Source organism: Stenotrophomonas hibiscicola ATCC 19867 (genome assembly GCF_000382065.1).
Lineage (GTDB): Bacteria > Pseudomonadota > Gammaproteobacteria > Xanthomonadales > Xanthomonadaceae > Stenotrophomonas > Stenotrophomonas hibiscicola.
Genome location: NZ_KB907500.1, coordinates 456,073 through 474,059 on the forward strand (window position 1 = coordinate 456,073; position 17,987 = coordinate 474,059).

At 66.0% G+C, this 17,987-nt stretch carries 16 protein-coding genes and 1 tRNA gene; 3 read left to right on the top strand and 14 right to left on the bottom strand.

All coding sequences use genetic code 11. The annotated features are described in order from the left end of the window. Nucleotides 1–4: 4 nt before the first annotated feature. The 12 genes from nuoH to G370_RS0110695 all read right to left on the bottom strand — a co-directional run bounded on the left by nuoH (nt 5) and on the right by G370_RS0110695 (nt 11,420). Nucleotides 5–1,099 (bottom strand): NADH-quinone oxidoreductase subunit NuoH, encoded by a 1,095-nt coding sequence (gene nuoH / locus G370_RS0110640; RefSeq protein WP_019660583.1) that lies wholly within the window; start codon nt 1,097–1,099, stop codon nt 5–7. Then, the gene (gene nuoG, locus G370_RS0110645; RefSeq protein ID WP_019660584.1) at nt 1,096–3,330 is read right to left on the bottom strand and encodes an NADH-quinone oxidoreductase subunit NuoG; all 2,235 of its coding nucleotides are present in this window, start codon (nt 3,328–3,330) and stop codon (nt 1,096–1,098) included. Before nuoG ends, nuoH begins: the two co-directional genes overlap by 4 nt. After that, complete coding sequence (gene nuoF / locus G370_RS0110650) at nt 3,327–4,667, bottom strand: NADH-quinone oxidoreductase subunit NuoF (RefSeq protein ID WP_005417934.1); 1,341 nt, start codon at nt 4,665–4,667, stop codon at nt 3,327–3,329. Before nuoF ends, nuoG begins: the two co-directional genes overlap by 4 nt. A gap of 4 nt (nt 4,668–4,671) precedes the next feature. Next, nucleotides 4,672–5,199, bottom strand: coding sequence for an NADH-quinone oxidoreductase subunit NuoE (gene nuoE / locus G370_RS0110655; protein WP_014647867.1), 528 nt, complete (start codon nt 5,197–5,199; stop codon nt 4,672–4,674). A gap of 97 nt (nt 5,200–5,296) precedes the next feature. Beyond that, a complete protein-coding gene (locus tag G370_RS0110660) occupies nt 5,297–6,604 on the bottom strand; it encodes an NADH-quinone oxidoreductase subunit D (protein WP_005417935.1) in 1,308 nt (435 codons plus the stop codon). After that, on the bottom strand, nt 6,601–7,350 hold the full coding sequence (locus G370_RS0110665) for an NADH-quinone oxidoreductase subunit C (RefSeq protein ID WP_019660585.1): 750 nt from the start codon (nt 7,348–7,350) through the stop codon (nt 6,601–6,603). The genes G370_RS0110660 and G370_RS0110665 overlap by 4 nt, the downstream gene beginning before the upstream one ends. A gap of 33 nt (nt 7,351–7,383) precedes the next feature. After that, nucleotides 7,384–7,938: a NuoB/complex I 20 kDa subunit family protein gene (locus G370_RS0110670; RefSeq protein WP_005410463.1), complete on the bottom strand. Its 555-nt coding sequence runs from the start codon at nt 7,936–7,938 to the stop codon at nt 7,384–7,386. After that, entirely contained in the window at nt 7,929–8,285 is a 357-nt protein-coding gene (locus G370_RS0110675) for an NADH-quinone oxidoreductase subunit A (protein ID WP_010486426.1), read from the bottom strand. The genes G370_RS0110670 and G370_RS0110675 overlap by 10 nt, the downstream gene beginning before the upstream one ends. A gap of 111 nt (nt 8,286–8,396) precedes the next feature. Beyond that, nucleotides 8,397–8,481: transfer RNA gene (locus G370_RS0110680), tRNA-Leu, on the bottom strand. A gap of 51 nt (nt 8,482–8,532) precedes the next feature. Beyond that, complete coding sequence (secG, locus tag G370_RS0110685) at nt 8,533–8,970, bottom strand: preprotein translocase subunit SecG (RefSeq protein ID WP_019660586.1); 438 nt, start codon at nt 8,968–8,970, stop codon at nt 8,533–8,535. Nucleotides 8,971–9,001: 31 nt separating this feature from the next. Beyond that, a complete protein-coding gene (gene tpiA / locus G370_RS0110690) occupies nt 9,002–9,757 on the bottom strand; it encodes a triose-phosphate isomerase (protein WP_019660587.1) in 756 nt (251 codons plus the stop codon). Nucleotides 9,758–10,442: 685 nt separating this feature from the next. Next, nucleotides 10,443–11,420, bottom strand: coding sequence for an isopenicillin N synthase family dioxygenase (locus G370_RS0110695; protein ID WP_050563262.1), 978 nt, complete (start codon nt 11,418–11,420; stop codon nt 10,443–10,445). A 152-nt stretch (nt 11,421–11,572) separates the two neighbouring features. On the opposite strand from G370_RS0110695, the gene G370_RS0110700 reads away from it, so the two are divergent. From G370_RS0110700 to G370_RS0110710, 3 genes are read left to right on the top strand one after another with little or no spacing between them, the layout of a single operon-like run. After that, complete coding sequence (locus G370_RS0110700) at nt 11,573–13,459, top strand: DUF3413 domain-containing protein (RefSeq protein ID WP_019660589.1); 1,887 nt, start codon at nt 11,573–11,575, stop codon at nt 13,457–13,459. A 20-nt stretch (nt 13,460–13,479) separates the two neighbouring features. After that, nucleotides 13,480–14,625 carry a glycosyltransferase family 4 protein gene (locus G370_RS0110705; RefSeq protein ID WP_019660590.1) on the top strand — a complete coding sequence of 382 codons (1,146 nt, stop codon included), beginning with the start codon at nt 13,480–13,482 and terminating at the stop codon, nt 14,623–14,625. Continuing rightward, complete coding sequence (locus G370_RS0110710; RefSeq protein WP_019660591.1) at nt 14,618–15,475, top strand: polysaccharide deacetylase family protein; 858 nt, start codon at nt 14,618–14,620, stop codon at nt 15,473–15,475. The genes G370_RS0110705 and G370_RS0110710 overlap by 8 nt, the downstream gene beginning before the upstream one ends. A 79-nt stretch (nt 15,476–15,554) precedes the next feature. Here the strand turns inward: G370_RS0110710 and glmM are convergent, their stop codons facing one another. After that, nucleotides 15,555–16,916: a phosphoglucosamine mutase gene (glmM, locus tag G370_RS0110715; protein WP_019660592.1), complete on the bottom strand. Its 1,362-nt coding sequence runs from the start codon at nt 16,914–16,916 to the stop codon at nt 15,555–15,557. Further along, nucleotides 16,916–17,791 carry an acetyl-CoA carboxylase, carboxyltransferase subunit beta gene (gene accD / locus G370_RS0110720; RefSeq protein ID WP_019660593.1) on the bottom strand — a complete coding sequence of 292 codons (876 nt, stop codon included), beginning with the start codon at nt 17,789–17,791 and terminating at the stop codon, nt 16,916–16,918. Before accD ends, glmM begins: the two co-directional genes overlap by 1 nt. Nucleotides 17,792–17,987 lie beyond the last annotated feature (196 nt).

Consider the following 17,987-nt stretch of genomic DNA (forward strand, 5'->3'; position numbering starts at 1 on the left):
CACTTTAGACGCCCTTTTGAATCACGCCGAAGAACACCATGACGGCGGTAACCGCGATCCACAGAATGGCCAGCGGGATGAAGACCTTCCAGCCCAGGCGCATGATCTGGTCGTAGCGGAAGCGCGGGAAGCTGGCACGGAACCAGATGTAGGCACTGGCGAAGAAGAACACCTTGACGAACAGCCACGGCGCGCCGCCCTTCCAGACCCAGTCGACCAGCGGCGAGACATCGCCGAAGTTGACCCAGCCCTGGACCGGGCTCAGCCAGCCGCCGAGGAAGAAGATCGAGATCAGGAAGCTGATCAGGATCATGTTCGCGTATTCGGCCAGGAAGAACAGGGCGAACGCGCCGCCGGAGTACTCGACCATGTGGCCGGCGACGATTTCCGATTCGCCTTCCACCACGTCGAACGGCGCGCGGTTGGTTTCAGCCACGCCCGACACCCAGTAGATGACGAACAGCGGGAACAAAGGCAGCAGGAACCAGTCGAAGAAGCCGGAACTGCCGGCCTGCGCCATCACGATGTTGCTCAGGTTCAGGCTGCCCGAGGCGATCATCACGCCGACCAGGGCAAAGCCCATGGCGATTTCGTAGCTGATCATCTGTGCCGAGGCGCGCATCGCACCCAGGAACGCGTACTTCGAGTTGGACGCCCAGCCGGCCAGGATGATGCCGTAGATGCCCAGCGAGGTCATCGCCAGCAGGTACAGCAGGCCGGCGTTGGCGTTGGACAGCACGATCTGCGAATCGAAGGGGACCACCGACCAGGCCGCGAAGGCCGGGGCCAGGGTGATCAGCGGGGCCAGCAGGTAGATCGCCTTGTTGGCGCTGCTCGGCTGGACCACTTCCTTGAACAGCAGCTTGAAGACGTCGGCGAAGGCCTGGAAGATGCCCATGCCCACATACATCGGGCCGTGGCGGACGTGCATCCAGCCGATCAGCTTGCGTTCCCAGACCACGTAGAAGGCCACCGAGATGATCACCGGAACGGCGATCACCAGGATCTTCAGGATGATCCAGACCAGCGCGCCGATGTCACCGAGGCCCAGCAGCCACTGGTGCAGCGGGTCGACCGCGTTCAACAGCAATTCGTTCATGCAGCCACCACCGATACGCGAGCGGCACCCAGCGGCGCGGTCGCGCCGTGGCCCGATTCAATCCAGACCGAACCCGCTGCGACGCGGGCGTCGACCACCACCGGCAGGGTGGCCTTGCCGGCATCGGTGCCGACCTTGGCCATCTGCCCTTCCTGCAGCTGCAGGCGAGCGGCATCTTCAGCGTTCAGCACGATGCGCGGGGCGTTGCTGAGCGGATGCGACTGCAGCGCCGGCGCGCGACGGACCACCGCATCGGTGCGGTAGATCGCGGCGGTCGAAGCCACTTCCAGGCCTTCACCGGCAACCGCCGGCTGTGCCGAAGCGGCAATACTGACCGACACAGGGGCCAGGCTGGCACGCAGTCCGGCCAGGTCGGTGAAGTCGAAACCGGCCAGCGCCATGTCGCCGCCCAGGGCGCGCAGCACGCGCCAGCCTTCACGGGCCTCGCCCGGCAGCTTGCCGCCGGCACGGGCCGACTGCTCGCGACCATCGAGGTTGGTAAGGGTGGCATCGATTTCCGGCAGCGCACCGATCGGCAGGATCACGTCTGCAACGTCGCGGGTCGAGGCGCAGGCGAAGTGGCTGAACGCCACCACCTGGGCACCCACCAGCGCCTTGCGCGCGGCCGGTGCATCGGCGAAGTCCAGGCCCGGCTCCAGCCCGTACACCACGTAGGCCTGGCGCGGCTGCGCCAGCATCGTGGCGACGTCCTTGCCGGCCGGCAGCACGCCGGCGCGGGTCAGGCCCACGGCGTTGGCGCCCTGCGGGATGCGGCACAGCTTGGCACCGGTCGCTGCGGCGAAGTCACGCGCCGCGGCGCGGATCGCGGCAGCCTGCGGGTGATTCTCGGCGATGCCACCGACGATCAGCACGGTGTTGTTGCCGCCCTGCACTGCCGAACGCAGCTCGCTGCTGGCCAGCGCATCGACGAACTTGGACGGTGCGACGATCTGCTTGCCGGCAATGCTGAAGGCAAAGTCGAAGTCCACCGGATTGATGACGTGGATCTTCGCGCCCTTGGTGGTCTGCGCCTTGCGCAGGCGGGCGTGCAGCAGCGGCAGTTCGTGGCGGATGTTGCTGCCCAGGACGACGATGCGGTCGGCGCCTTCGATCTCGGCCAGCGGCAGGCCGAACACTTCGGCGGTTGCGGCGTCGGAGAAATCGCGGTTGTTGATGCGGTGGTCGATGTTGCCCGAGCCCAGGCCCTTGGCCAGGCGGGCCAGCAGCGCACCCTCCTCGTTCGAGGTCGACGGATGCACCAGCACGCCCAGGTTGTCGCCCTGGTTCGCCTTGAGGATCTCGGCGGCTGCGGCCAGGCCTTCGGCCCAGCTCACTTCCTTCCACTCGCCATTGACCTTGCGCAGCGGCTTGACCGCGCGGTCTTCGCTGTACAGGCCCTGGTGCGAGTAGCGGTCGCGGTCGGACAGCCAGCACTCGTTCACCGCTTCGTTGTCGCGCGGCACGGTGCGCAGCACTTCGCCGCGACGCACGTGCAGGAACAGGTTCGAACCCATCGCGTCGTGGTAGCCCAGCGACTCGCGCGCGGTCAGCTCCCACGGGCGGGCGCGGAACTGGAACACCTTGTTGGTCAGCGCGCCGACCGGGCAGACGTCGACGACGTTGCCCGACAGCTCTGTGGTCAGCGGCTTGCCGTCGAAGGTGCCGATCTGCAGGTTCTCACCGCGGTACATGCCACCCAGTTCGTAGGTACCGGCAACGTCGGCGGTGAAGCGGACGCAGCGGGTGCACTGGATGCAACGGGTCATCTCGGTGGCCACCAGCGGCCCCATGTCCTCGTCCGGCACCACGCGCTTGCGCTCGTTGAAACGGCTGACCGAACGGCCATAGCCCAGCGATACGTCCTGCAGCTCGCACTCGCCGCCCTGATCGCAGATCGGGCAGTCCAGCGGATGGTTGATGAGCAGGAACTCCATCACCGAGCGCTGGAACTTCAGTGCCTTCTCACTGCGGGTGGCGACCTTCATGCCGTCCATCACCGGGGTAGCGCAGGCAGGCGCCGGCTTCGGCGACTTCTCCACGTCCACCAGGCACATGCGGCAGTTGGCGGCGATCGGCAGCTTCTCGTGGTAGCAGAAGCGCGGAATCGGAATGCCGGCCTTGTCGGCCGCCTGGATGATCATCGAACCCTTGGGCACGACCAGCGACTTGCCATCGATCTCGATGGTCACGTGGTCTGGTGGCACGTTCGGGTTTACGGGTTGCGCGCTCATGCGGCGGCTGCCTCCACCTTCTTGCCGTCAACCATCGAATGACCGTTGACGATGTAGTACTCGAATTCGTCCCAGAACTGGCGCAGGAAGCCCTGGATGGGCCATGCAGCCGCTTCACCGAACGCACAGATGGTGTGGCCTTCGATCTGGCCGGCCACCGCCTTCAGCTGGTGCAGGTCTTCCATCGTGGCCTTGCCGGCGACGATGCGCTCCAGCACGCGGTGCATCCAGCCGGTACCTTCACGGCACGGCGTGCACTGGCCGCACGATTCCTTGTGGAAGAACTGGCTGATGCGGCAGGCGAACTTGACGCAGCAGACGCTGTCGTCGAGCACCACGATGGCCCCCGAACCCAGGCCGGAGCCCAGCGCACGGATGGTGTCGTAGTCCATCGGCAGGCCCTTCAGCTCGGCCGCGGTCAGCACCGGCATCGACACGCCGCCCGGAATCGCGCCCTTGAGCTTGCGGCCCGGACGCAGGCCACCGGCCATTTCCAGCAGGTCGTCGAAGGTGGTGCCCAGCGGTACTTCAAAGTTGCCGCCGTTCTGCACGCAGCCGGACACCGAGAAGCACTTCGGGCCGCCGTTGGCGGTCAGGCTCAGGCCCTTGAACCACTCCGGGCCGTTGCGGATGATCGCCGGCACCGAACCGTAGGTTTCGGTGTTGTTGATCGTCGACGGCTTGCCGTAGAGGCCGAAGTTTGCCGGGAACGGCGGCTTGTAGCGCGGCTGGCCCTTCTTGCCTTCCAGCGATTCCATCAGCGCGGTTTCTTCACCGCAGATGTAGGCGCCGGCGCCCAGCGCACCGTAGATGTCGATGTCCACGCCGCTGCCGAGGATGTTCTTGCCCAGCCAGCCGTTCGCATAGGCGTCGGCCAGGGCCTGCTCGAAGTGCTCGAACGGCTCGTGGTGGAATTCACCGCGCAGGTAGTTGTAGCCCACGGTCGAACCGGTGGCGTAGCAGGCGATCGCCATGCCCTCCACCACCGAGTGCGGGTTGTAGCGCAGGATGTCGCGGTCCTTGCAGGTGCCCGGCTCGGATTCGTCCGAGTTGCAGAGGATGTACTTCTGCATGTTGCCCTTGGGCATGAAGGACCACTTCAGGCCGGTCGGGAAGCCGGCGCCACCGCGGCCGCGCAGGCCCGAGGCCTTGACCATCTCGATGACCTGCTCCGGCGGGATCTTCTCTTCGAGGATCTTGCGCAGGGCAGCGTAACCACCGGTCTTCAGGTAGCTTTCGTACGACCACGGGGTGTCGTAATGCAGGGTGGTGTAGACCACCTGGTGCGGCAGCGGCGCGGGGCCGACCGGACCCTTGGATTCGTGGTGATGTGCCATGCCCTTACTCCAGCCCGTCCAGCAGCTCGTCGACCTTTTCCAGGGTCAGACGCTCATGGTAGTGACCGTTGATGACCATCATCGGTGCGCCGCCGCAGCCGGCCAGGCATTCTTCCTCGCGCTTGAGGTAGACGCGGCCGTCCGGGGTCGATTCACCGTGCTTGATGCCCAGCTTCTTCTCGCAGTGGCGCACGATGTCTTCGGCGCCATTGAGCCAGCAGCTGATGTTGGTGCAGATGGCCACGTTGTTGCGGCCCACCTTCTCGGTCTCGAACATCGAGTAGAAGCTGGCGACCTCGTAGGCCCAGACCGGCGGCAGGTCCAGGTACTTGGCCACGGCGGCGATCAGCTCGTCGGTCAGCCAGCCCTGGTTCTGCTCCTGGGCCGCATGCAGGCCCTGCAGCACGGCAGAGCGCTTGCGATCCGGCGGGAACTTGGACAGCCAGTGATCGATGTGAGCGCGGGTCTTGTCGCTCAGCACCACCATCGGGTCGACGTCGCGCGCCGCCTCGAAATTACCTGTCGCCTTCATCGGCCGACCTCAGCGAAATGCATAACGTGAAATTCCAGAAACTGCGGCGCCGGCTTGCGCCGGCTGCCTGCAGCGGGCGTTGGCGTAGCGGACGGCATTACCGGTCAACCTCGCCGAACACCAGGTCGTAGGTACCGATCATCGCCACCACGTCGGCCAGCATGTGGCCGCGCACGACCGAATCGATCGAGGACAGGTGGGCGAAGCCCGGCGCGCGCAGGTGCACGCGGAACGGCTTGTTGGCGCCATCGGAGACCAGGTAGCAGCCGAACTCGCCCTTCGGGGCCTCCACCGCCGAGTAGGTCTCGCCGGCCGGTACGCAGTAGCCTTCGCTGAACAGCTTGAAGTGGTGGATCAGCGCTTCCATGTCGTCCTTCATGTCCTCGCGCCTGGGCGGAGCGACCTTGAAGTTCTTCACCATCACCGGGCCCGGGTTGGCCTTCAGCCACGCCACGCACTGCTTGATGATGCGGTTGGATTCGCGCATTTCGGCAACGCGGACCAGGTAGCGGTCGTAGCAGTCACCTTCCTTGCCCAGCGGGATGTCGAAATCGACGGCATCGTACTTGGCGTACGGACGCTTCTTGCGCAGGTCCCAGGCAATGCCCGAGCCGCGCAGCATCACGCCGGTCATGCCCCACTGATGGGCCAGCTCGGGAGTGACCACGCCGATGCCGACGGTACGCTGCTTCCAGATACGGTTGTCGGTCAGCAGGGTTTCGTATTCGTCGATGCGCTTGGGGAACTCGACGGTGAAGTTCTCCAGGAAGTCCAGCAGCGAGCCTTCGCGCGAAGCATTGAGCTGCTTCAGCGCCTTGCCCTTGTGCCAGCGCGATTCCTTGTACTTCGGCATGTGGTCCGGCAGGTCGCGGTAGACACCGCCCGGACGGTAGTACGCTGCGTGCATGCGCGCGCCGGAAACCGCTTCGTAGCAGTCCATCAGCTCTTCGCGTTCGCGGAAGGCGTACAGCATCACCGCCATCGCGCCCAGGTCGAGCGCGTTGGAGCCCAGCCACATCAGGTGGTTGAGGATGCGGGTGATTTCATCGTACATGGTGCGGATGTACTGGGCACGCTCCGGCGCCTCGATGCCCATCAGGGTCTCGATCGCGCGCACGTAGGCGTGCTCGTTGCACATCATCGACACGTAATCCAGGCGATCCATGTAGCCGATCGACTGGTTGAACGGCTTGGACTCGGCCAGCTTTTCGGTACCACGGTGCAGCAGACCCACGTGCGGGTCGGCGCGCATGATGGTTTCACCGTCCATTTCCAGGATCAGGCGCAGCACACCGTGAGCGGCCGGATGCTGCGGGCCGAAGTTCATGGTGTAGTTGCGGATTTCCTGCCGGCTTTCGGCGGCGTTGCTGGCGAACGCTTCGCCAGCCTGGTGTACGTGGCTCACTTCACTGCCTCCTGCGCGCGCTCACCTTCTGCGGTCTGCAGACGGGCGTCGTCGCGGATCACGCGCGGCACGCCGACACGCGGCTCCACCGAGGTGACCGGTTCGTAGATCACGCGCTTCTTTTCTTCGTCGTAGCGGACTTCGACATTGCCGATCAGCGGGAAATCCTTGCGGAACGGATGGCCGACGAAACCGTAGTCGGTCAGGATCCGGCGCAGGTCCGGGTGGCCTTCGAAGATCACGCCGTACAGATCGAACGCTTCGCGCTCGAACCAGTTCAGGCCCGGCCAGACGCCGGTCAGCGAGGACACCACCGGCAGCGCTTCGTCAGGGGCGAAGCAGCGCAGGTGCATCATCAGGTTGTGCTGGTACGAACGCAGCTGGGCGACCACGGCGAAGCGCTGGGTCGGCATGTGCTGCGGGCGGGCACCGTCGGCACCGTTTTCCTCGGTGGGGAACTCGCCCCACGCGAAGCGGCCCTGGGCCTTGCCTTCGACGCCACGGCTGAAGCCCTGCGAGGACACATCGGCGGTGTCCCACTCGTCGGAGCCGTAGCCGAGGTAGTCGACGCCGCACAGATCCACGGCCTGCTCGAAACCAAACTCGTCACGCAGCGCCAGGGCGGTGGCGTGCCACTCGGCGGCAGGCACTTCCAGCGTCACTTCGCCGCGGGGTTCGACCACGATGACCTTCGCACCAGCGAAACGTGCGGACAGTCGGTCGATGAAGGATGCTTGCTCTGCCATGGGGGCTTGGCGCGCTCTTGTCAGGTGAAGGGGTCAGCGGGCGATGGTCTGTGTACGCCAGATCTTCTTCTGCAGCTGCAGGATCCCGTACACCAGCGCCTCGGCGGTCGGCGGGCAGCCCGGGACGTAGACGTCCACCGGCACCACGCGATCACAGCCGCGCACCACAGAATAGGAGTAGTGGTAGTAGCCGCCACCGTTGGCGCAGCTACCCATCGAGATGACCCACTTCGGGTCCGGCATCTGGTCGTAGACCTTGCGCAGCGCCGGGGCCATCTTGTTGACCAGGGTGCCGGCCACGATCATCACGTCGGACTGACGCGGCGACGGGCGGAACACCACGCCGTAGCGGTCGAGGTCCAGGCGCGCGGCACCGGCGTGCATCATCTCGACGGCGCAGCAGGCCAGGCCGAAGGTCATCGGCCACATCGAGCCGGTGCGCGCCCAGTTCAGCAGTGCATCGACGCTGGTAGTGACGAAGCCCTTCTCCAGCAGCGGGTTGTCGCCTTCCGGCCGCAGGATGTCATCAACCCGGCCTTCCGGCGTGGGGTTGTTCATGAGGCCATCGAGAGTCTGAATCACTCCCATTCCAGCGCTCCCTTCTTCCAGACGTAAATGAAACCGAGGAACAGCATGCCGACGAACAGGCCCATGGTGATGAGCGAGCGGGCGCCCAGTTCCATGAAGACCTGGGTCCACGGCACGATGAAGATGATTTCCAGGTCGAAGACGATGAACTGGATCGCGATCAGGTAGTAGCGCACATCGAACTTCATGCGCGCGTCTTCGAAGGCCTCGAAGCCGCACTCGTACGGCGAGAGCTTTTCCAGATCAGGGCGGCGGGGACCGAGGAATCGACCAACCAGCATCAGCGTAACGCCGATACCGGTGGCAACGATCAGAAACAGCAGAGACGGCAAATATTCGGCCAGCACAGCGATTCTCTCTTGCCTCTGCCGCCGCGCCTGCAGGCGCTTTGGCATGGGGGAGTGGACGGGAATCTGCCTGGCGCCTTGCGCGCCAGACGAACCCGCTTTACTTACAAATGGTGCCCAAGAGGGGACTCGAACCCCTACGACTTGCGTCGCTACCACCTCAAGGTAGTGCGTCTACCAATTCCGCCACCTGGGCAAACGATCACATCAGACTATCTTCCCGATGCGCCGCGTATTGTAACCGGCTTCAGTGTTTCTGGGAGCCTTCCGAAGGCTTTTCTTCACCAGAAACCGAAGATTCCGCCTGAGCCGGCACATTCGCCGCCGGAACCGGGGCGGCCGGGACCGCATCAGCCTTCGGAACGGCCGGCAGTTCGCCCGCCGGAGCCGCCGGCGCGCTGGCCGCCGGGGCGGACATCAGGCCCAGATCCTGGTCGGCCGCCGGGCGGCTGCCGTGACCGGCATACCAGGCCATGAAGAGACTGATGCCGAAGAACACCACGGCCAGCCACTTGGTCGACTTGGACAGGAAGTTCGAGGCGCCGCGCGCACCGAACACCGTGCCCGAGGCACCAGCACCAAAGCCCGAACCTGCCGCCGCACCCGAGCCACGCTGCATCAGGATCAGCGCGATCATGGCCACAGCGACCAGCACGTAGACGACATTGAGGATCAACATCAGCATTGGAAACCGCCCTCGGACAATACTTCTAGGATTAGTTCGCGGCCGCCGCCCGTGCGATGGCCAGGAAGTCCGCGGCCACCAGGGAGGCGCCGCCGACCAGCCCACCATCGACATCCGGCTGCGCGAACAGTTCCCCGGCATTGTCGGGCTTCACGCTACCGCCGTAAACAATGGGCAGTGAATCAGCGATTCTAGCATCGATGCGCGCGACTTCGCCACGGATGAACGCGTGCACCTGCTGTGCCTGTTCCTTGCTGGCGGTACGGCCGGTACCGATGGCCCAGACCGGCTCGTAGGCGACCACAGCATTGGCGAAACCTGCCGCGCCCACCAGCTCCAGCACCGGCGCCAGCTGGCTGGCGATGACCGCTTCGGTCTGCCCGGCCTCGCGCTGTTCCAGGGTCTCGCCCACGCACAGCACCGGCACCAGGCCGGCGTGCTGGGCGGCGGCGAACTTGCGCGCGACCAGCTCGCTGCTCTCATGGTGGTACTGGCGGCGCTCGGAATGGCCGACCAGGCCATAGCGGGCCCCAACCTCGACCAGCATGGCCGCGCAGACCTCGCCGGTGTAGGCGCCCTTCTCGTTGCTGCTGACGTCCTGTGCGCCAAAGGCCAGGCCAGTCGCGCCGAAGTCCTCGACCAGCTCACCCAGGTACGGCAGCGGGGGCAGGATCACCACGTCCACGCCCTCCAGCGGAAGCCCGGCGGCCACCTGCCCCAGCAGTTCATTGGCGAATTGACGGCTGCCATGCAGCTTCCAGTTTCCGGCGACGATCTTGCGGCGCATGAGCGGGTGGCTCCTGTGTGAAGTCAGCCGGTCATGATACCCGTTACGGCAAAAATCCGTTTCCGTGTAAGCGGTTACATGGATTTTCAGCCAACGGCGCAGCCCGTCGTGGCGGGAGTTTGGTTGGGTTGGTCGCGGAAAGCCCGGTTGGATTTGGCGGGCTTGGCCGGGCGGGTGGGGATGGCGGGGGACGCCGTAAACCCGTCCCTGGGGGCTTGGCCGCGGCATCCATGCCGCGGACACCCCCGCCATCCCCACCCGCCCGGCCTCTGACACATTCCAGCGGTTCCGCCCGCCACGGAAAGAAAAAAGAAGAGCAAGAGCAAAAGCGGCATACAACGTGTCCTGCCCCACTTCGATCTGACAGATCTCATCCACGCATGGCGTGGGTCTACTGTGTCGACCAAGGTCGACACCTACCGGGAATCGCGATTTACCCACCGTCACCGGGAAGCTGTCGGGGGCGGGGCGGTGTGGGTTGGCAGGACCGTTGGCGCCATGGATGGCGCCATCGAGCCCCCAGGGACGGGTTCACGGCGTGTCCTGCCAACCCACACCGCCCCGCCCAACACGCAGAAACCCAGAGCCGATTTGGCTTTGGGCCTTGGCTTTGGCTTCGGCCTCTGCGGGTGCAGGGTGCAACCCTGCAAAGAAGAAGGCCGCCTTTCGGCGGCCTCACTTCTCTTTACTTCAGCTTGATCTCGCGCAGGCGTTCTTCGAGGAAGCCGTGGGCGGTGATCGGCTCCGGGTACCGGCTCGGGTTCTCCGGGGTGATGCACGAGGGCAGCACGTCGATCAGGAAGTCCGGGTTCGGGTGCAGGAAGAACGGCACCGAGTAGCGCGGCTGGCGCGCCAGCTCGCCCGGGGGATTGACCACGCGGTGGATGGTCGACGGATACACGTGGTTGGTCAGGCGCTGCAGCATGTCGCCGATGTTGACCACAATGGTGTCCGCGTCTGACGTGAACGGCACCCACTCGCCATCATGAGACTGCACTTCCAGGCCTGCGGCACTGGCACCGACCAGCAGGGTGATGAAGTTGATGTCGCCATGGGCACCAGCACGCACGTTCGGGATGTCGTCGGTGGTGATCGGCGGGTAGTGGATCGGGCGCAGGATCGAGTTGCCGAAGTTGGTCTTGTCGGCGAAGAAGTCTGCCGGCAGGCCGATATGCAGGGCCAGCGCCGACAGGACGCGCGACCCCAGGTTGTCCAGTGCCTGGTACAGGCCGTAGCCGCGCTCACGGAAGCCCTCGACCTCGGTCGGCCACAGGTTCGGCGCCATCACATCGCGGTACTTGGAGTCGTCGGCGATCTCGCGGCCGATGTGCCAGAACTCCTTCAGGTCGAAGTGCTTGGAGCCCTTGGCGGTCTCCACCCCGAACGGGGTGTAGCCGCGGGCGCCGCCGCTGCCGGCCACGTGGTACTTGCGCTTGACCTCTTCGGGCAGGGCGAAGAAGGCCTTGAAGGCATCGTAGGCCGCATCGATGTCGGCCTGCGGAATGCCGTGGTTGCGGATGCCCGCGAATCCCCATTGGCGGTAGGCCGCGCCCAGCTCGGCCACGAAGGCCTCGCGGTCGCTGTCGAAACGGGTGATGTCGAGGGTGGGGATCTGGCTCACAGCGGTTCCTGGCTTGTCATTGGGTCTGGGGGGCCAGCGCATTCATGGCCCACCTGAACATTGTGACAGATCGCCCGGGGGACGCCACCCGATACGAAGAAACAAACAGATACAATGCGCGACCCGCGCGCGGCCCCACGATTCCGTCACCCCGGGGATCCCGCCGCCTGCATCACCCGCCGCCCCAGTCCCTCATGCGCCCTGCTGCTCCCTCTGCCGACACCGCCCTGCCCTCCGGCCCCGCACGCCACTGGCGCCGCCTGGCCTGGTGGTCGCTGTTCGTGGCCGGCAACGCGCTGCTGGCCATGGCGATCACGCTCGGCAACGTACCGCTGGCAGACAACCCGGGGGGCAGCGTGGGCCTGGCCTATCTGGCCGTTGCCCTGCCCGGTCACCTGCTGGCATTCGGCGCCCTCGCCGGCCTGCTGCCGCTGCTGATGGGCCTTTGGCCGCGCAGCGCACGCCCCCTGAGCCTCAGCGCCGTGCTGCTGCAGGGCCTGTGGCTGTGCCTGTTGCTGGTTGATGCAAAGGTTTTCACTCTGTATCGGTTTCACCTCAATGCCATGGTGGTGAACATGGTGTTCGGCGGTGCGCTGCAGGACCAGGTCGCGTTGTCGTGGAAGACCTGGCTGCAGGCCGGACTGCTGGTGGCCGCCATCTTCACGGCTGAAGGACTGTTGGCCTGGGCATGCTGGAAGCTGCTGCCCGCCCGGCCGCGCCGCCGCCGGGTCCTGCAGGGGTGGGCCATCGTTGCGCTGCTGATGGCCGGCGGCCAAGCCGCCACGGCCTATTACGATGCCCGCGGCGACCGTGCCGTCATCGCGCAGTGGAACTACCTGCCCTGGGCACAGCCGATCACCGCCAAGAGCTTCATGCGCAGGCTCGGGGTCATAAGCGAACAGCAGGCGGGCCTGCCCGACCCGCGCCATGCGCAGCTGCTGTATCCGCTCCAGCCCCTGCGTTGCCAGAACCCACACCGCCCCAATGTGCTGATGGTGGTGCTGGAATCGCTGCGCCAGGACGTGCTGACGCCGCAGCTGATGCCCAACACGTCGGCGCTGGCGCAGGACGCGCGCGTGTTCGATCGCCATTTCAGCACCGGCAATGCCACCCGCTACGGCCTGTTCGGCCTGCTCTACGGCCTGCCCGGCGGCTACTGGCAGAGCATGCTGGACGAACAGCGCGGCTCGCAGCTGTTCCAGGTGCTGGGCCAGCAGGGCTACGACCTGCACCTGTACGGCAGCGCGCCGTTGTACAGCCCGGAATTCGATCGCACGGCATTTGCCGATGTGCGCGACCGGCTGCACCAGGGCCCTTCCGCCCTGACCCCCGACAAGCGCGACGCAGCCATCGTCGCCGCGCTGCGGAATGACATCCGCAGCAGCCAGGCGGCGCAGCACCCATGGTTCGGCTTCGTGTTCCTCGACTCCACCCACGCCGGCTACCACCTGCCCGCCAGCTACCCACCGGTAGCCACGCCGATGGCCAAGGAGATCGACTTCCTGTCCTTCGGCCCGGACCACGACCCGACGCCGGAACTCAACCGCTACCGCACTGCCGTGCACTATGCCGACAGCCTGATCGGTTCGCTGCTGGACGACCTGCGCGCGCAGGGCCTGGCCGAGGACACCATCGTGCTGGTCACCGGTGACCATGCCGAAGAGTTCAACGACCTCAAGCTGAACTACTGGGGCCACAACGGCAACTTCTCCGATTACCAGCTGCAGGTCCCGTTCGTGCTGCATTGGCCAGGCAGGGCCGCTGGCCGCGACGTCCGCACCAGCTCGCACGAAGACTGGGTACCGACGCTGATGCGCCATGCGCTGGGCTGCGAGAACGCATTGACGGACTTCAGTACCGGCCAGGACCTGCTGGCCACGCCCGCCGCCAGCGAACGTGCACTGGTGGTGGAGAGCTGGTCGCAACGCGCTGTACGCCATGGCGATGCCATCTACGTATTCGACAAGTTCGGCAACGCCACCGCGCTCGACCGGCACTACCGCCCGCTGCCGCAGCAGGCTCCGGACGCCGCAGCCATCCGCTCTGCATGGGAAGCGCTGACCCGCTTCCGCAACCGCTGATCTTCAAGGACCGATCCTGCATGAACCGTCCTCTGCGCATCCTGCATACCGAAGCCGCCAAGGGAATGGGCGGGCAGGAGATCTACATCTTCCGGCACATGCAGGTGATGCGCGCGCGTGGCCATGAGGTGTCATTGCTGTGCCAGCCCGATGCACGCCTGGCCACACTGGCACGCGAGGACGGATTCACCGTGCATACGCTGCGCATGGGCGGCCTGGCACGCCTGCTGCGCGGCATGTGGTCGGTATCGCGGCTGGTGCACCGCGAACGCTTCGACGTGGTCAATACCACCAGCCGCCGCGATGCGCTGATCGCCGCCGCCGGTGCACGCCTGGGCGGCACGCCGCTGGTGGTGCGCTCGCGCCATCTGATGAGCCCGGTCAACTCGTTGCTGACCTATACCAAGCTTCCACACCGGGTGCTGACCGTCAGCAGCTTCGTCAAGCAACTGCTGGTCGACCGCGGCATTCCAGCCGAGCGCATTGGTATCGTGCCGCCGATCGCGGTGCCTCCGCGCTGGAGTGATATCCGCAAGGCCGATCCTTGGCAGTGCCTGCAGGACGTACGCGCGGAAGTGCGTGCCGAGCTTGGCTTCGGCGAGCAGGACATCGTGGTCGGCTGCGTGGCCGTGCTGCGTGAGCCCAAAGGCCATGCCGACCTGCTGCAGGCGATGGTGCCGCTGTGCAAAGCCAACCCGGACCTGCACCTGGTGATTGTCGGTGATGGCCAGGCCGTGACGGAACGACTGCAGGCGATGTGCGCCGAGCACGGGCTGCAGCGCCAGGTCCACCTGCTCGGCTACCGCGATGGAGCCTGCAGGCTGATGGCCGGCTTCGACATCTTCGCACTGGCTTCGCACAAGGAAGCGGCCGGCACCGTATTCCTGGAAGCGGCCTACGTGGGCGTACCGATCGTCGCCACGCGGGTGGGCGGCGTGCCGGAAATGGTGATCGATGGCAGCAATGCGATTCTCACCCGTTTGGGTGACAATGCCGCCCTGACAGGTGCATTGCGCCTGCTGGTGGACGACCCGGAACGGCGACGGCAGATGGGGCGCGCTGGCTGGGAGTGGATGCACGGCGCACATCGCTTCACGCCGGACGGCCACGGTGAAGCGACCGAACACTACTACCACCAGTGGCTGAAGGAGCTGGGACATGGCTGATGCACGAACCGTTCCGGTGCTGATGCACCACCACGTCAGCCCTTCGCCGGGCATGATCACCGTGTCGCCGGAGAACTTCGAAAGCCAGATTGCGTGGCTGGCAGCCAATGGCTGGACCTCACTGACGCTGGAGCAGTACGCCGGCTTCCTGGCCGGCAAGCCGGTGCCGCGCAAGTCGATCGTCATCACCTTCGACGATGGCTATCTCGACAACTGGGTGTATGCGCACCCGATCCTGCAGAAGTACGGCATGCACGCGGTGGTGTTCGTGGTCACCGGCTGGATGGGCGAAGGCCCGGAACGTCCGCACGCCGGCATTGCCGGCGCGGCACTGCCGTCGACGCCGGACCATCGTGGCTGCGAAGCGGCGATCTACGAGCAGGACCGCAGCGACGACGTGATGATGCGCTGGAGCGAAGCACGCGCAGCCATTGCCGCCGGCACCTTCGAAGTGCATTGCCATACCCACACCCACACCCGCTGGCTGCGCCGCGACGATCTGGACCGTGCGCAGCGCCGTGCGGGCCTCAGCCGGGATCTGGCGATCTCGCGCAACGTCCTGCAGGACAAGCTCGGCGAGGTGTCCGATACGCTGTGCTGGCCCTACGGCGATTTCGACCAGGACCACATCGAGGTGGCACGCGAGCAGGGCTTCCGCTACCTGCACACCACCCACCCGTTCGGCCGCAACGTGGTCGGCGGTGATCCGGAGCGGATCTACCGCTTCGCGATCCGCAACCGCCCGGCCAGCTGGCTGCGCAAGCGCATCGCGCAGAGCTACAACCCGCTGATCGCGCCACTGTTCAATGGCTTCAAAGCGCGCCAGAAGAAGATGGTGCCGGGGCCATAAGCACCACGCTCCTGCCGGTTGAATGAAAAACGCCCCGGCTTTGCGGGGCGTTTTTCGTTGGTGCGAATGTGCACGCGCTTCAGGCAGCGGCTTCACGCACCGCTGCGGACAGGCGGTCCAGCGTGTCCTGCATCAGCGTGGCGTCATCGGCCTCGACCGTGACCCGCACCACCGGCTCGGTACCGGACGGGCGCAGGAACGCGCGGCCACGGCCGGCGACAGCCTGCTGCGCCACAGCCAGCGCGGACTGCACGCTTTCAGACTGCACCGCGGTCTTGGCCGGGACATTGCCCAGGCGCACGTTGACGGTCTTCTGCGGTACCCGCACAAGGCCCTTCAGTGCCTGGCGCAGGGTCTGCCCACTGCTGCGCAGCGCGACCAGCACCTGCAGGGCGCTGACGATGCCGTCCCCCGTGGTGGCGCGGTCCAGGCACAGCAGGTGGCCGGAGGCTTCACCGCCGAGCACACCACCGCCTTCGATCAGCGCCTGGTGCACGTAGCGATCGCCGACATTGCTGCGAACGAATGGAATCTGCAGGTCGGCGAGGGCCTTCTCGATGCCATAGTTGCTCATCAGCGTGCCGACCACCGGGCCGCGCAGGCGGCCTTCGGCCTTCCAGGCACGGGCCAGGATGTACAGCAGGTCATCGCCATCGACCGGGTTGCCCTGGTCGTCGGCCATCAGCACGCGGTCGCCATCACCATCGAAGGCGATACCGAGATCGGCGCCGGTCTCGCGGACCTTGGCCGCAAGGTTGTCGATATGGGTGGAGCCCACGCCGGCGTTGATGTTGATGCCATTGGGCTCGGCGCCGATGCCGATCACCTCGGCACCCAGTTCGCGGAACAGCAGCGGCGCGATCTGGTAGGTGGCACCATGCGCGCAATCCAGCACCAGGCGCAGGCCACGCAGATCGAATGTGCGCGGCACGCTGGCCTTGCAGAATTCGATGTAGCGGCCGACCGCTTCGCGTGCACGGAATGCCTTGCCCAGCTTTTCCGATTCGGCGGTGGTGAACGGAACGTCCAGCGCCGCCTCCAGGGCCAGCTCGGTGGCATCGTCGAGCTTCTCGCCCTGGGCCGAGAAGAACTTGATGCCGTTGTCGTAATGCGGGTTGTGCGAGGCGCTGATGACGATGCCGGCGTCCACGCCCAGCGTGCGGGTCAGGAACGCCACCGCCGGGGTCGGCATCGGACCCAGCAGCTGCACGTCGGCACCGGCGGCGACCAGGCCGGCCTCCAGCGCCGCCTCGAACATGTAGCCGGAAATGCGGGTGTCCTTGCCGATCACCACGATCGGCCGGCGTCCGTCCTGGCCACGCTGGGCGAGCAGGACGCGGCCCAGCGCATTGCCCAGGCGCAGCACGAAGTCGGCCGAGATCACGCCCTGCCCGACCCGGCCACGGATGCCGTCCGTGCCGAAGTACTTGCGGGCACCCATCAGGCTACCTGCGGCGCGGGCTGCCGACCCAGCATGGCGAGCAGATCGGACAGGCGGTCGCGCAGTTCGCGGCGATCGCAGATCTGGTCGATGGCACCGTGCTCCAGCAGGAACTCCGAACGCTGGAAACCTTCCGGCAGCTTCTCGCGCACGGTCTGCTCGATCACGCGCGGGCCGGCGAAGCCGATCAGTGCCTGCGGTTCGGCGATGTTGATGTCGCCCAGCATCGCGAACGACGCCGAAACGCCGCCGGTGGTCGGATGGGTCAGCACCGAGATGTACGGCAGCCCGGCTTCACGCAGCTTGCCCAGCGCAGCGGAGGTCTTGGCCATCTGCATCAGCGAGAACAGGCCTTCCTGCATGCGCGCGCCGCCACTCTGCGAGAAGCAAACGTAAGGCGCACCGATCTCGACCGCGGTTTCTGCGGCCAGCGCGAAACGCTCGCCCACCACCGAGCCCATCGAGCCCCCCATGAAGGCGAAGTCGAACGACGAGGCGACCAGCGCACGGCCCTTGAGCAGGCCGCGCATGGCGATCAGCGCGTCGTATTCGCCGGTGTTCTTCTGCGCGATCTTGATGCGCTCGCTGTACTTCTTCTGATCCTTGAACTTGAGCAGGTCGGTCGGTCCCAGGCGCGCACCGATCTCGGTGGTGCTGTCGGCGTCGAACAGGGCCGCCAGGCGCGCACGCGCGCGGATCGCCATGTGGTGGCCGCACTTCGGGCAGACCTCCAGGTTCTCTTCCAGTTCCGGACGGTACAACGCGCTGCCGCAGTTGCTGCACTTTTCCCACAGGCCCTCGGGGACACTGCGCTTCTTGCTGGGGGTGTTGTCGGTGCGGATGCCGGACGGCATCAACTTGCTGAGCCAACTCATGCGGGAGGACACTTCCGTTCAGGGCGGCCCATGGGCCGCAAAGGCGGACAGTCTAGCTCCGCTTTCCCCGGCCGTGCACCCCCTTGCCAGCTACGGGGCAGCCGGAAAAACCATGCTGGGACGTACGTTTAGGTGCTGCGCGGTGCCGGCCGCTGGCCGGCGGCCCTGCACGCGGGTGGGTACGGACGATGCCGGC